The following is a 14,137-nucleotide window of genomic DNA, read 5'->3' on the forward strand; positions in this document are numbered from 1 at the left end:
GCCTGATCCTGGCGACCGACCTGGACGGCACCTTCCTGGCCGGCGACGCCGAGCAGCGCCACCGCCTGTACCGCCTGGTCGACCAGCACCCCGAGATCTGCCTGATCTTCATCACCGGGCGCGGCCTGGAAGCGGTGATGCCGCTGCTGACCGACCCCGCGATTCCCCGCCCCGACTATGTGGTGTGCGACGTCGGCGCCACCGTGGTCGATGGCCATACGCTGCAGCCGCTGCAGCCGCTGCAATCCAAGATCGACAGCCGCTGGCCCGGCGACTACACCGTGGCCGCCGCGATGCGCGCCTTCCCCGACCTGGTCCGCCAGGACGTGCCGCAGGAACGCCGCTGCTCCTACTACTGCGACCCGGGCACGCTGGCGCCGATCCGCGCCGACCTGGAGGAGGCCGCGCATGCGCTGGGCTGCTCGGTGCTGTATTCGGCCGACCGCTACCTGGACATCCTGCCGCCGGACACCGACAAGGGCCGTACGCTGAAGGCGCTGGCCCGGCAGCTCAAGCTGCCCAGCGAACGCGTGCTGGTCGCCGGCGACACGCTCAACGACCTGTCGATGTACCTGGCCGGCTTCCGCGGCGTGTGCGTTGGCGATTCGGAGACCGCGCTGATCGAGGCCACCGGCGCGCTGTCCGATGTGCTGCACGCCAAGGCGCCCGGCTGCGGCGGCATCCTGGAGGCCATCGCCCACTTCAAGCTGCTCGACAAGGACGACCCGTGGCTGCCGGTGGCGCGCACCGCGCCGACCGGCAAGGCGCAGCTGCTGATGGTCTACCACCGCCTGCCCTACGAGGAGGTCGTGGAGGACGGCGAGCTGGTGCGCCGCCAGCCCAGGTCGCCCAACGGCATCATTCCCTCGCTGCTGGGGTTCTTTCAGGGCGGACAGACCGGCTCCTGGGTGGCCTGGAGCATCGACGATCCCAAGCACGGGCCGTTCCAGACCCATACCTCGGTCGATGAGCGCTATCCCAACCTCACCGCCGCGCGCGTGCCGCTGAGCAAGACCGAGGTGGACATCTTCTACAAGCGCTTCAGCAAGGAAGCCTTCTGGCCGATGCTGCACGTGTTCTGGGAGCGCGCGCGCTTCCGCGAGGACGACTGGAAGGTGTTCCTCAAGGTCAACCGCAAGTTCGCCGAGGCCACCGCGGCCGAGGCGGCCGAAGGGGCGACGGTGTGGATCCACGACTACAACCTGTGGATGGTGCCGGCCTACCTGCGCGAGATGCGCCCGGACCTGAAGATCGCCTTCTTCCACCACACCTACTTCCCCTCGGCCGACGTGTTCAATGTGGTGCCGTGGCGGCGCGAGATCATCGGCAGCCTGCTGTCCTGCGATTACGTGGGCTTCCACATCCCGCGCCAGGTGGAGAACTTCGTCGACGTGGTGCGCGGGGTGGCACCGGTGGAACGCCTGCGCACCGAGAGCTGCGCGCCGCGCTTTCTCACCTACGGCTGCGCGGTGGGCCTGGACACGATGACCACGCGCCTGCGGGTTGCCGGGCGTGAGGTGGCGCTGGGGGCCCATCCGGTCGGCACCGACCTGCGCCGCATCAACCAGGTGCTGGCCAACCCGGAGGTGCGCAACAACATCTTCAAGCTGCGCCGCGAGATCGGCGCGCGCAAGCTGGTGCTCTCGGTCGAACGCCTGGACTACACCAAGGGCACGCTGGCCAAGCTGGAGGCGTTCGAGCGCCTGCTCGAATCGCATCCCCAGCTGCACAACAAGGTCACCCTGCTGATGATCTGCGTGCCGGCGGCCAAGGAGATGACGGTCTACCGCCAGCTGCAGAACGCCATCGAACAGGCGGTCGGCCGCATCAACGGCCGCTTCGCGCGGATGGACTGGACGCCGGTGCGCTTCTTCGCCCAGGCCTTCCCGTTCGAGGAGGTGGTGGCGCATTACGCCGCCGCGCAGGTGATGTGGATCACCCCGCTGCGCGACGGGCTGAACCTGGTAGCCAAGGAGTTCGTCGCCACCCAGGGCATCGAGGGCGGCAACGGCGTGCTGGTGTTGAGCGAGTTCGCCGGCGCGGCGGCCGAGCTGAAGGGCGCGGTGCTGACCAATCCGCACGACCAGGCCGACCTGACGGCAGCCCTGTCCCAGGCCCTGCGCATGCCCGAGGACGAGGCCGCCGGCCGCCTGCGCCAGCTCAACGACATCGTCGAGTACTACGACGTGGACCGCTGGGGCCGCGACTTCCTGGCGGCGGTGCGCGACTTCACCCCGGCCTCGGCCGAGGTGCACGCGCTGGCCGCCGCGCCGAAGCGGGCCGCCCACGCTTGACCGGCCACGGCCGGCGCCCTGCCCGGGCGCCGGCCGCTACCGCGCAGGCTGGCGCTGTCGGCGACTGGGCCCGGCCTGGGCGCCAAGGACTGGGGCACGATGATCGAGGGCCACGGCGGCGCGCTGACTGGCTGAATCCGGTGGTGTTCGCCGCGCCGGTGTTCTTCCCCGGGGTGCGCTACGCGTTCAACCCCGGCTGACGGGCCTTCAGACGAAGGCGGCCATCGTCACACGCCAACTGGCCAGCACCACGATCAGCGCCAGCAGGCCGCCGCGCACGCGCGGCCCGTAGTCCAGCCCGATGCGGTCGAGCTGACGCAGGCCGACCACCACCAGCGCCAGCAGGCACAGGAAGGCGATGCGCTGGCCGGACAGATAGGCCGTGGGCGAGAAGCCCATCATCCCCAGCGAGGCCAGGCCCAGCAGCAGCAGGCCCAGCATCCGTGCAACCTCGCGGCCATCGCGCCAGAAGCCGCAGGCCGCGGCGATCACCACGCAGCCCACGGTGAAGGCCGACCACGCGCTGAGCGCATACAGCCACGGGTTCCACACCGCATCGCCATCCAGGCGCAGTGGCAGCGACAGCTGCAGGGGATCGCCCGGCACGTGCGGCACGAACAGCAGCATCTGCAGCAGCGACACCGCCAGCACCACGCCCAGCAGCGCTTTAAGCCAGCGCGCCAGCGGCGCGCGCCACAGCAGCACCAGGGCCAGCGCGGTGACGGTGCCGAACAGATAGTTGCGGGGATCGGTCATCGCCCGCTCGATCAACCCTAAGCCAATGCGCAGCCTCTCCAGCACGTCCAGGTCGGCGAAGTTGGGAAAGCGCATGCCGGTCTCCTCGCGGAACCGCTCGACATTGCCCGGCGCACTGAGGGCGAAGGCCGCGTTGGCGAACAGCAGCGCCAGCTGCGCCCAGTCCCAGCCGCTGGCCCGGCGCTGCCGGGCGCGCCACAGGCACAGCCCGAGGGTCAGCGGCACCAGCACCAGCGCCAGCTGGTCGCAGTACGCCGCCAGCGCCGCGGCCACGCAGGCGGCCAGCCGCGCGGGCCAGCGATGGGGGGTTTCCTCGACCATCGGCACCAAGCTCCACACGCCCAGCGTCACCGGCCACAGATAGTTGAGCGAGCCGGTCAGCCACCAGCACGCCTCGTAGATGGCCTGCGGCGTCATCAGCATCACCAGCGCGAACACCACCCCCGTCGCGCCAGGCCACGACCAGCGCGTGCCCGGCCGCGCCAGCCGCGCCAGGCCCACGCACAGCAGCGCCATCACCACCGCGTTGCAGGCGCGCCACAGGCCGGGCGCATGGACGATGGTCACCAGCAGCGCCTCGATCGGCAGCCGCCCGGTCCAGGTGTGGTAGCGGTGGACCAGGTAGTCGCGCAGCGTGTAGGTGTCGAGCATGCTGGCGAAGTAGCTGTCGTCGGCCACCGGCGCCGAGCTGATGCCGAAGGCGTGGATCGAGGCGATCGAGGCCAGCATCCAGGCCAGGCCCAGCAACGGCCAGTGCCAGCGCAGGCGCGACGCACTCACGGCGACAGCCCCGCGCAGTCCAGCGGCAGCAGCGCAGGCGTGTCGCCGGCGCGCCAGTCGAGGAACAGCCGCGCGCCCTGCAGCGAGACACCGGCCACGGCCAGGTTCAGCGATGCGGCGAAGCCGGGCGCGTAATAGGTGCGCTTCTCGCCGGTGCGCGCCTTCAGCAGCGGCGCCAGCTGCGGCCGCGCCTGCCAGGCGGTGTCCAGCGCGCGCAGGCGGCCGTCGGCCAGGCGCAGCAGCACGCGGTTGCCGCCGATCGGCCAGCCCTGGCCCTTGCGGAGGGCCCAGCCCTGCACGCGCAGGCGCTCGCCGTCGACCTCGCAGCGCTCGGTCGTGTACAGGAACATCCCCGGCGCCGGCGCCGCGGCCGCCGCGTCGCTCGCCACCGGCGCGGCGTTGTCGCGCCAGAACAGCAGTGCGTAGAACGCGGCGAATCCCAGCGCGCAGGCCGCCACGCCGATTCCCGCCCAGCGCGACAGCGCGCGCCCTTCTCTCACCGCCGCCATGCCGTCGTGCCCGCTGCCCGTGCCAGATGCCCGGCTACAATGGTCGCATGTCCCTCCTGCAACTTTCCCGCGTCGACTACAGCGTCGGCGGCCCGCTGCTGCTCGAACAGGTCGAGCTGTCCATCGAATCCCACGAGCGCGTGTGCATCGTCGGCCGCAACGGCGCCGGCAAGTCCACGCTGATGAAGCTGATCGCCGGCGAGCTGCAGGCCGACGACGGCGAGGTGCGCCTGCAGTCGGGCACGGTGGTCGCGCGCATGGCCCAGGAAGTGCCGCCGGACACCGCCGGCAGCATCTTCGACGTGGTCGCCCAGGGCCTGGGCGCGCTGGGCCGAATGCTGGCCGACTACCACCACGCCGTGCACGAGGGCGACATGGACGCCATGGGCCGCGCTCAGGCGCAGATCGAGGCCCACAACGCCTGGGACCTGGACCGCCGCGTGCAGGCCACGCTGGACCGGCTGGAGCTGGACGGCGAATCGGACTTCGCCGGCCTGTCCGGCGGCATGAAGCGCCGCGTGCTGCTGGCCCAGGCGCTGGTGCGCCAGCCGGACATCCTGCTGCTGGACGAGCCGACCAACCACCTGGACATCGAGGCCATCGACTGGCTGGAAGGCTTCCTCAAGTCCTTCGAAGGCAGCCTGATCTTCATCACCCACGACCGCAGCTTCCTGCGCAACCTGGCCACGCGCATCGTCGAGATCGACCGCGGCCAGGTCACCAGTTGGCCCGGCGACTACGACAACTACCTGCGCCGCCGCGAGGAGCGCCTGCACGCGCAGGCGCAGGAGAACGCGCGCTTCGACAAGCTGCTGGCCCAGGAGGAAGTCTGGATCCGCCAGGGCATCAAGGCCCGCCGCACCCGCAACGAGGGCCGCGTGACCGCGCTCAAGGCCATGCGCCGCGAACGCGCCGCACGCCGCGACCTGCAGGGCAACGTGCGCATGGAGACCTCCAACGCGCAGGCCTCGGGCAAGAAGGTCATCAGCGCCGAACACATCACCCAGGCCTACGCCGGGCGCACGCTGCTGGACGATGTCGCGGTGACGATCATGCGCGGCGACCGCGTCGGCATCATCGGCCCCAACGGCTCGGGCAAGTCGACGCTGCTGAAGATCCTGCTGGGCGAACTGGCGCCGCAGCAGGGCACGGTCGAGCTGGGCACCAACCTGCAGATCGCCTACTTCGACCAGCATCGCAGCCAGCTGGACGAATCGCGCAACGCGCTGGAGAACGTCGCCCAGGGCACCGACTTCGTCGAGATCAACGGCAGCCGCAAGCACATCATAGGCTACCTGCAGGATTTCCTGTTCTCGCCCGAACGCGCCCGCGCGCCGATCACCCGCCTGTCCGGCGGCGAGCGCAACCGCCTGCTGCTGGCCAAGCTGTTCGCCCAGCCCTCCAACCTGCTGGTCATGGACGAACCGACCAACGACCTGGACGTGGAGACGCTGGAGCTGCTGGAAGAGCTGCTGGCCGAGTACAAGGGCACGCTGCTGCTGGTCAGCCACGACCGCGACTTCATCGACAACGTGGTCACCAGCACGCTGGTGCTGGAGGGCGAGGGCCGCGTCGGCGACTACGTCGGCGGCTACAACGACTGGCTGCGCCAGCGCCCGCGCGGCCGCGCCGGCTTCGACAGCCAGGCCCGGCAGACCGACCGCAGCGTGACCGAGCAGGTGGTCGCGGCCAACGCCGCCGCGGCAGCGGCCACGCCCGCCGCCGCGCCGAAGAAGAAGCTCAGCTTCAAGGAACAGCGCGAACTGGAGCAGCTGCCCGCCCGCATCGAGCAGCTGGAAGCCGACATCGAGGCGCGCACCGCGGCGATGTCCGGCCCGGCCTTCTTCCAGCAAGACAGCGCCACCATCGTCGCCGAGAACGAGGCCCTGGCCGGCCTGCAGGCCGAACTGGAACGCGCCTACGCCCGCTGGAGCGAGCTGGACGGCTGAAGCGGCTGAGCGGCTGAGGCGACAGGCGGCAGGCCTAGGCTGAGGCTTGCCAGCAAGCTCTCCCCACAAGCCGCCGCAAACCCCCTACCGTCGTTTCCGCGAAAGCGGGAACCCATGGACTTTCGCGTCGAAGCCTCAAGCCGCTGGCTTCCCGCGTTCGCGGAAACGACGAGTCCTGAGCTCTTCCGCATCGATCAGCGCGCGGCGCCCCTACGGCCCCACCTCTCCCGGCACCCCCACCCGAATCGCCCGCGAAAAATCCTCCCCCTCCCCCACCGCCCGCGCCTTGGCCGTGATATGCCCCCGCGCCCGCAGCGTCGCGAAGTCCATGCCCGGCATCAACCCGCCGTGGTCGGCCACGTAGCGGTCGAAATACCCCGACAGCAGCAGCCGCCAGTCCAGCGGCAGGCGGGCATCGATGCGTCTGGCCAGCTGGAAGATCACCGTGGTGCAGTTGCTCATCACCGTGTTGTAGAACGCCGGCCGCGCGCGCAGCGCGTCGGCCTTGTCTAGATAGGCCAAAAACAGCTGGCGCAGCGCGGCCGGCGGCAGGTTGAGCCGGTACAGCCACATGTCCTCGCCACGCACATTGGTGCGCACGCGCAGGATGTCGTCCTCCTCGGCGGCGACCAGCGTTTCCTCGTACTGGCGGAAGAAGCCGCCCAGCGCGGAGAACGCCTCGCCGCGCTCCTTGCGGATCTCCAGCGAGAACACCAGATGCCGGCCATCGGCGAAGCCGAAGGACACCAGCGTGTGGGCGATGGCCGGCCCCATCCAGTACGACAGCGCCAGATCGGCCGAACGCAGCTGGGACAGGTCGTAGCGGCGCGTCTCCCAGCGCACGTCGTAGTCGGTGTCGCTGCGCCAGCGGAAGTCGCGCACGTTCTCCAGCACCACTGTATCGCCCTGCACCTGCGCCTGCAGCAGGCGCGCGACATCGTCGGCCCACAGACGGTCCTGCCGCGGTGCCTGCAGCGACCAGCCGGCCAGAAACCCCAGCCAGACCAGCAGCGCAGCGCCCGCCCAGCGCGCGCCGCCGGCGCGATGACGCGCACGCAGCACCCTCCACCCCAGCCAGAGCCATGCCAGTGCCAGCACGCCGCGCAACACGTGCGGCCAGTGGTCCAGATAGATGCTGGCCAGCACCGCCCAGGCCAGCAGCGGCGGCAGCAGGCACCAGGTCAGCGCGCGGCGCCAACGGCCGGACGCCGGCGTGGGACCGTATGAGTCAGAGCGCATCAGCGCGAGTCCGTGAAGGCGTGCATCGTGGCCATCATCGTGCCGGCCTTGGCATGGAGGCAACGTCGTGCCGCCTACACTGCTTAGGTCTATCGCGACAGGAGGCTTCCATGCACACGATCCCCGCCCTTGAAATGCTCGACGGCCGCACGATTCCCCAGTTCGGCCTGGGCGTGTGGCAGACCCCGGCCGACGAGACCGCCAACGTGGTCGGTGAGGCCTTCCGGCTGGGCTATCGCCACATCGACACGGCGGCCATCTACAAGAACGAGGAAGGCGTCGGCCAGGCCATCGCCACCTCCGGCCTGCCGCGCGACGAGCTCTTCATCACCACCAAGCTGTGGAACGAGGACCAGGGCTACGACAGCGCGCTCAAGGCCCTGGACACCAGCCTGGGCAAGCTGCAACTGGACTATGTCGACCTGTACCTGATCCACTGGCCCTGCCCGGCCAAGGGCAAGTTCGTCGACAGCTGGAAGGCGCTGATCGCGGCGCGCGACGCGGGCAAGGTCAAGTCCATCGGCGTGTCCAACTTCCGCGTCGAGGACATCGAGCACATCGCCGCCGAGACCGGCGTGCTGCCGGTGGTCAACCAGATCGAGCTGCATCCGCTGCTGCAGCAGGCATCGCTGCGCGACTATGGCCAGACCCACGGCATCCTGACCGAGGCCTGGAGCCCGCTGGCCCAGGGCGGCGAGCTGCTCGAGAACGCGATCCTCAAGGACATCGCCGCGCGCCACGGCAAGACCGCCGCGCAGGTGATCCTGCGCTGGCACATCCAGCTGGGCAACATCGTGTTCCCCAAGTCGGCCAACCCGGCGCGGCTCAAGGAGAACATCGACGTGTTCGACTTCAAGCTCAGCCTGGACGACATGGCCGCCATCGCCAGCCTGGATGCCGGCAAGCGGCGCGGGCCGGATCCTGCCGAGCTGAATTGAGGCGAAGGGGCGGCGGGAGCCTTCCCGCCGATTCTCTAACAGCCTCATAACTTCATTCCCCCGAGTGACCAATAGCGCTGCGGAAGCCGCGATAGCGGCGACGGGCTCCGCCGGTAAGGCCCCATCGCCGCCACGGCGGCTCCCACCTGTAGAGCGGAGCTTGCTCCGCTGGGGCCTTCCCCGCGAACCGAACCAAGAGCAGCGGGGCTGCTCCGCTGGGACGTTTCCCGCTAACCGAAGGAAGAGCAGCGGAGCAAGCTCCGCTCTACAGGGAGGGCGCGACGTGATCGGAGGAGAAAGTTGCTCTCACCAAGCATGTCCGCGACCTGCGCGGGCGTCCATGGAGTCCCGCGTTCGCGGGAATGACGGCCCTATCGCGGCGAGTGGTGCCTTCGGCCTCAGCCGGTGTTCTGCAAGCCTTGCGAGACGCCGTTGACGCTGGCGACCAGGGCGCGCAGCAGGGCGTCGTCCGCGCGGTCGGCGGCGCGCCAGCGCTTGAGCAGGTCCACCTGCAGCAGGCTCATCGGATCGACGTAGGGGTTGCGCAGGCGGATGGACAGGTCCAGGCGCTGGTCGTGCTGGAGCAGGCTGTCGTTGCCGGATAGCCTGAGCACCCAGTGGCGGGTACGCTCGTGCTCGGCCTGGATGCGCGGGAAGAACTGCCCGTGCAGGTCGCCGGAGAGCTGGGAGAACAGCGCCGCGATATCCAGATCGCCCTTGGCCAGCACCATGGCGATGTCGTCCAGGAAGGTGCGCACGAACGGCCAGTCGCGGCCCATCTCGCGCACCGCCTCCTCGCCGAACTGCTCCACCGCCGCGGCCAGGCCGCTGCCCACGCCGTACCAGCCGGGGATGGTGGCGCGCGCCTGGCTCCAGGCGAACACCCACGGGATCGCGCGCAGATTGCTCAGCGCCGCGTCCTGGCCCAGCCGCCGCGAGGGACGCGAGCCCAGGGTCATGCGCTCGATCACATCGATCGGCGTGGCATTGCGGAAATAATCCATGAAGCCCTGGGCGCCGACGAAGTCGCGATAGGCCTCGGTGCTGGCGCGCGCGACGGTGTCCATGAGCGTGCGCCAGTGCGCCTCGCGCGGCTCGGGCGGGCGCGGGCGGATGCTCGACACCAGCACCGCGCCCAGCGACTGCTCAAGCGAGCGCAGCGCCAGCGCGCGGATGCCGTACTTGCGATGGATCACCTCGCCCTGTTCGGTCACGCGCAGGCGGCCGTCGACGCTGCCGCGTGGCGAGGCGTCGACCGCGCGCGTGGTCTTGCCGCCGCCGCGGCTGATCGAGCCGCCGCGGCCGTGGAAGAAGGTCAGCTTGATGCCGAGCTCGTGCGCGGCCTCGAGCAGTTCGACCTGGCCGCGCTGCAGACCCCAGCGCGAGGCCGCGGTGCCGCCGTCCTTGCCGCTGTCCGAATAGCCCAGCATCACCATCTGCGTGTCGCCGCGTGCGGCCAGATGCTGGCGGTAGACCGGGTCGGCGGCCAGGTCGCGCAGCACCTCCGGCCCGTGGCGCAGATCGTCCACCGTCTCGAACAGCGGCGCGATGTCCAGCGGCACCTGGCCGCCCTCGTCCACCAGCCCGCCGCGCCGGGCCAGGGCCAGCACGGTGAGCACGTCGGCGCGGCTGTGCGCCATGGAGATGATGTAGGCGCCCAGCGCGTCGGCGCCGTGCAGCCGGCGCGCTTCGCCCAGGGCGGCGAACACCGCGTCCAGGCGCGGATTGCCCTCGTCCTGGCTGGCCGGCAGCGTTTCGGTGCCGGCCGCGTACGGGCGCAGCAGCGTGGCGCGCGCGGCCGCGTCCAGCGTGTCCCAGTCGCCCTGGCCCAGCGCGGCGGCGACCGCGCGGCCGTGCACGCTGGATTCCTGTCGCACGTCCAGCCGCGCCAGGTGGAAGCCGAAGGTGCGCACGCGCCAGAGCAGGCGGCGCACCGCGAACCAGCCCGCATGCAGGCCCTTGTGCGCCTCCAGGCTGTCCAGGATCAGCTGGATGTCGGCCTCGAATTCCTCCGGCGAGGCGTACGCGCCCGGCGCGTCGTCCAGGGTCGCGCGCAGCCTGGCGCGCATCAGGTCGTTGAGCAGGCGGTACGGCATGTCGCCGTGGCGCGGGCGCGAGCGCGCGGCGGCCTGCGGCAGCTGCGCCTGGTACTGCGCCAGGCGCGCGCGCAGGGCCTCGCTCACCGGCACCAGCGTGGTCGACTGGCTCAGCAGGCTGGCCAGCTGCCACAGTTCCTTCAGATAGCGCTCCAGCACCACCGCGCGCTGGGCGCGCAGCGTGTCGGCGATGGTGGTGGCATCGACATTGGGGTTGCCGTCCATGTCCCCGCCCACCCAGGTGCCGAAGCGCAGCACGCGCGGCAGCGGCGGCGCGCTGCCGTAGACCTCGGTGAAGGCGTGCTCCAGCGATTCGTAGAACACCGGCACCACGCGGTACAGCACCTGGGTCAGATAGAAGCCCACGTGCTCGCGCTCGTCGGCCACCGTCGGCCGCACCGGCGATGAGTCGGCGGTCTGCCAGGCCGCGGTCAGCGCCATGCGGAAGCGCGCCGCATCGCTGGCCGCCTCGCCCGGCGTCTGCGCGCCGTCCAGCCCGGCCACCAGCGCGGCGACCATCAGCTGCTCCTTCTCCAGCAGCGCGCGGCGCACCGCCTCGGTCGGGTGGGCGGTGAACACCGGCTCCAGGTCCAGCCGCTCCAGCCAGGCGGTGGCCTCTTCCAGGCCGACGCCCTGCTCCTTGAGCCTGAGCAGGCTGGCGTGCAGCCCTTCCGGCTGCGGCGCATCGCCCTGGCGCTGGTAGTCGCGGCGGCGGCGGATGCGGTGCACGCGTTCGGCGATGTTGACCACCTGGAAGTAGGCGCTGAAGGCGCGGATCAGCGCCTCGGCGTCCTCGGCGGACATGCCGGCCAGGATCGCGGCCAGGCCCTGCGTGCCCTCGCCCTTCTGCCGGCGGGCGATGGCGCGGGTGCGGATGCGCTCGACCTGGGCGAGGAATTCGTCGGACACCTGCTCGGCCAGCATGTCGCCGACCAGCGCGCCGAGCCGGCGCACGTCGTCGCGCAGCGGCAGGTCCGGCGCGGCGAATTCCAAGATCGCAGACGATGCCGACAAAGTTGCAGGTGAATTCATCGCGGTCGCGCCAGATGCCGATCGTGGAGGGACGCCAAGCCTACTGCAAAGGCGGCCGTGTTCATCGCCGCCGCGGCGCACGGCGATATACTGCCGGCTTCGCCGAGGGGCGCTGCGACCCAAGCCGTGCCATGCACGCGCCACGGGCCAGGCTCGGCGATCCACCTGTGCAACGGCGCCCGGCAACCGCGAGCTTTCCACGCCCGCCCTTGACCGGAGCAACACCATGAATGCGCAACTGAAGACCTTCTCGACCGAAGGCGACTACAAGGTCGCCGACATCTCCCTGGCCGACTGGGGCCGCAAGGAACTGGACATCGCCGAGCACGAGATGCCGGGCCTGATGTCGATCCGCCGCAAATACCAGGCCACCGCGCCGCTCAAGGGCGTGCGCGTGACCGGTTCGCTGCACATGACCATCCAGACCGCGGTGCTGATCGAGACGCTCAAGGACATCGGCGCCGACGTGCGCTGGGCCTCGTGCAACATCTTCTCGACCCAGGACCACGCCGCCGCCGCGATCGCCGCGACCGGTACGCCGGTGTTCGCCTGGAAGGGCGAGACGCTGGAGGAATACTGGGACTGCACGCTGGACGCGCTGACCTTCACCCTGCCCGACGGCACCCTGACCGGCCCGGAGCTGGTGGTGGACGACGGCGGCGACGTGACCCTGCTGATCCACAAGGGCTACGAGCTGGAGAACGGCGGCAAGTGGGTCGACGAGCCGGCCTCCTCGCACGAGGAGCAGGTGATCAAGAACCTGCTCAAGCGCGTGGCCAGCGAGCGCCCGGGCTACTGGACGCGCGTGGTTGCCGACTGGAAGGGCGTGTCCGAGGAGACCACCACCGGCGTGCACCGCCTCTACCAGATCGCCGAGGCCGGCAAGCTGCTGGTGCCGGCGATCAACGTCAACGACTCGGTCACCAAGTCCAAGTTCGACAATCTCTACGGCTGCCGCGAGTCGCTGGCCGATGGCCTGAAGCGCGCGATGGACGTGATGCTGGCCGGCAAGGTCGCCGTGGTCTGCGGCTACGGCGATGTGGGCAAGGGCTCGGCGCATTCGCTGCGCGCCTACGGCGCCCGCGTGATCGTCACCGAGATCGACCCGATCTGCGCACTGCAGGCGGCGATGGAGGGCTTCGAGGTCAACACCGTCGAAGACACCCTGGGCCAGGCCGACATCTACGTCACCACCACCGGCAACAAGGACATCATCACCCTGGAACACATGAAGGCGATGAAGGACCAGGCCATCGTGTGCAACATCGGCCACTTCGACAACGAGATCCAGGTCGATGCGCTGTACGCCTCGGGCGCGGTGAAGACCAACATCAAGCCGCAGGTGGACAAGTTCACCTTCGCCAACGGCAACAGCATCTTCCTGCTGGCCGAAGGCCGCCTGGTCAACCTGGGCTGCGCCACCGGCCATCCGAGCTTCGTGATGTCCAACAGCTTCGCCAACCAGACCCTGGCCCAGATCGACCTGTGGGCCAACAAGGACGTGTACGAGAAGACCGTCTACCGCCTGCCCAAGCAGCTGGACGAGGAAGTCGCGCGCCTGCACCTGGACAAGATCGGCGTGAAGCTGACCAAGCTCACCGCGCAGCAGGCCGATTACCTCGACGTGCCGGTGGAAGGCCCGTACAAGCCGGACCACTACCGCTACTGATCGACACTGCGATCATCGCGTGATCACGAACGGGCGCCGCGAGGCGCCCGTTCGCATTTGGCGGCTGGGCAGCGTGATCGCCCGGCCTGGGTCGCCTGTAGCACGTCTGTGCTACATTGCTGCAAGGTCACCGCCGGAAGCCCTCTCATGAGCACCACGACCATCCGCCTGCCGGACGCACTCAAGGCCCGCATCGCGAAAGCGGCCGAAGCCGCGGGCACCACGTCGCACAACTTCATCCTGGAAGCCATCGCCGAGAAGACCGACCAGGCGGAACGGCGCGCGGACTTCCTGGCGGAGGCCGATCAGCGCTGGGCCGAGTTCCTGGAGACCGGCGAAACCATCCCTTGGGAAGAGGCGCGCGCGTACTTCAGGGCCCGGGTCGCAGGAAAGCCCGCGAAGCGGCCGGTGGCGCGCAAGCTGGAAGACTGAGGTGACGCGTATTCGCCTCGGCCCCGGCGTGATCGAGGATCTGGAGCGTATTGCCGCTTACTTGCGCGACCATGAGAGCGAGCACGCTGGAGACAGGGCCGAGGACATCGTCAGCGCGTTGGACGTGCTGACAGGCAATCCCCTGATCGGCCGCCCGGCCCATGGAGACAGCCGCGAACTGGTGATCGGCCGCGGTTCGCGTGGGTACTTGGCGTTGTATCGCTATGTGGACGTGACCGACACCGTGGTCGTGTTGGCGCTCCGCGCACAGCGGGAAGCAGGCTATGCCCGCGGCACATGAGGCAGAGGCCGACACGCGCGACGCGGGAGCGACGATAGAGGATTCGTTGGCGGCTCTAAGTTATGTGCCCCTGGCCGCATCCGCATCCACGCTCGACCCGTCACGGCCAAGTTCCGCGAACCAGCCAGAACGCTTATCGACC

The 14,137-nt window shown here is 69.8% G+C and carries 10 protein-coding genes and 1 riboswitch; of the genes, 6 read left to right on the forward strand and 4 right to left on the reverse strand.

From position 1 onward, the window contains the following. Window positions 1–2: 2 nt before the first annotated feature. On the forward strand, window positions 3–2,294 hold the full coding sequence (ggpS, locus tag EAT51_RS01205) for a glucosylglycerol-phosphate synthase (RefSeq protein WP_130561301.1): 2,292 nt from the start codon (window positions 3–5) through the stop codon (window positions 2,292–2,294). Between the two features lie 207 nt (window positions 2,295–2,501). Here ggpS and EAT51_RS01215 read toward each other — a convergent pair whose 3' ends face one another. Further along, window positions 2,502–3,830, reverse strand: coding sequence for a DUF6056 family protein (locus EAT51_RS01215; RefSeq protein WP_130515808.1), 1,329 nt, complete (start codon window positions 3,828–3,830; stop codon window positions 2,502–2,504). Further along, window positions 3,827–4,339, reverse strand: coding sequence for a hypothetical protein (locus EAT51_RS01220; RefSeq protein WP_130515806.1), 513 nt, complete (start codon window positions 4,337–4,339; stop codon window positions 3,827–3,829). Before EAT51_RS01220 ends, EAT51_RS01215 begins: the two co-directional genes overlap by 4 nt. Window positions 4,340–4,386: 47 nt before the next feature. Between EAT51_RS01220 and EAT51_RS01225 the strand changes: the two genes are divergently transcribed. Next, complete coding sequence (locus EAT51_RS01225) at window positions 4,387–6,288, forward strand: ATP-binding cassette domain-containing protein (RefSeq protein ID WP_130515804.1); 1,902 nt, start codon at window positions 4,387–4,389, stop codon at window positions 6,286–6,288. Window positions 6,289–6,498: 210 nt separating this feature from the next. Here EAT51_RS01225 and EAT51_RS01230 read toward each other — a convergent pair whose 3' ends face one another. After that, window positions 6,499–7,527: an Lnb N-terminal periplasmic domain-containing protein gene (locus EAT51_RS01230; RefSeq protein ID WP_130515803.1), complete on the reverse strand. Its 1,029-nt coding sequence runs from the start codon at window positions 7,525–7,527 to the stop codon at window positions 6,499–6,501. Window positions 7,528–7,637: 110 nt separating this feature from the next. On the opposite strand from EAT51_RS01230, the gene EAT51_RS01235 reads away from it, so the two are divergent. Then, entirely contained in the window at window positions 7,638–8,465 is an 828-nt protein-coding gene (locus tag EAT51_RS01235; RefSeq protein WP_130515801.1) for an aldo/keto reductase, read from the forward strand. Window positions 8,466–8,863: 398 nt separating this feature from the next. Here EAT51_RS01235 and ppc read toward each other — a convergent pair whose 3' ends face one another. Then, window positions 8,864–11,593, reverse strand: a complete 2,730-nt coding sequence (gene ppc / locus EAT51_RS01240) for a phosphoenolpyruvate carboxylase (RefSeq protein WP_425599561.1) — start codon at window positions 11,591–11,593, stop codon at window positions 8,864–8,866. A 98-nt stretch (window positions 11,594–11,691) separates the two neighbouring features. Then, window positions 11,692–11,781, forward strand: a riboswitch (S-adenosyl-L-homocysteine riboswitch). A gap of 38 nt (window positions 11,782–11,819) precedes the next feature. On the opposite strand from ppc, the gene ahcY reads away from it, so the two are divergent. The 3 genes from ahcY to EAT51_RS01255 all read left to right on the forward strand — a co-directional run bounded on the left by ahcY (window position 11,820) and on the right by EAT51_RS01255 (window position 13,995). Next, window positions 11,820–13,262: an adenosylhomocysteinase gene (gene ahcY / locus EAT51_RS01245; protein ID WP_130561162.1), complete on the forward strand. Its 1,443-nt coding sequence runs from the start codon at window positions 11,820–11,822 to the stop codon at window positions 13,260–13,262. Between the two features lie 147 nt (window positions 13,263–13,409). After that, complete coding sequence (locus tag EAT51_RS01250; protein ID WP_130533591.1) at window positions 13,410–13,694, forward strand: type II toxin -antitoxin system TacA 1-like antitoxin; 285 nt, start codon at window positions 13,410–13,412, stop codon at window positions 13,692–13,694. A gap of 1 nt (window position 13,695) precedes the next feature. Beyond that, a complete protein-coding gene (locus tag EAT51_RS01255; protein ID WP_130561163.1) occupies window positions 13,696–13,995 on the forward strand; it encodes a type II toxin-antitoxin system RelE/ParE family toxin in 300 nt (99 codons plus the stop codon). Window positions 13,996–14,137 lie beyond the last annotated feature (142 nt).

It is taken from the genome of Pseudoxanthomonas winnipegensis (genome assembly GCF_004283755.1).
GTDB lineage: Bacteria > Pseudomonadota > Gammaproteobacteria > Xanthomonadales > Xanthomonadaceae > Pseudoxanthomonas_A > Pseudoxanthomonas_A winnipegensis.

Coding starts and splice junctions, on each gene's coding strand:
- EAT51_RS01220 (WP_130515806.1), bottom strand. CDS start 4,339: ATGGCGGCGGTGAGAGAAGGGCGCGCGCTGTCGCGCTGGGCGGGAATC.
- EAT51_RS01225 (WP_130515804.1), top strand. CDS start 4,387: ATGTCCCTCCTGCAACTTTCCCGCGTCGACTACAGCGTCGGCGGCCCG.
- EAT51_RS01230 (WP_130515803.1), bottom strand. CDS start 7,527: ATGCGCTCTGACTCATACGGTCCCACGCCGGCGTCCGGCCGTTGGCGC.
- EAT51_RS01235 (WP_130515801.1), top strand. CDS start 7,638: ATGCACACGATCCCCGCCCTTGAAATGCTCGACGGCCGCACGATTCCC.
- ppc (WP_425599561.1), bottom strand. CDS start 11,593: ATGAATTCACCTGCAACTTTGTCGGCATCGTCTGCGATCTTGGAATTC.
- ahcY (WP_130561162.1), top strand. CDS start 11,820: ATGAATGCGCAACTGAAGACCTTCTCGACCGAAGGCGACTACAAGGTC.
- EAT51_RS01250 (WP_130533591.1), top strand. CDS start 13,410: ATGAGCACCACGACCATCCGCCTGCCGGACGCACTCAAGGCCCGCATC.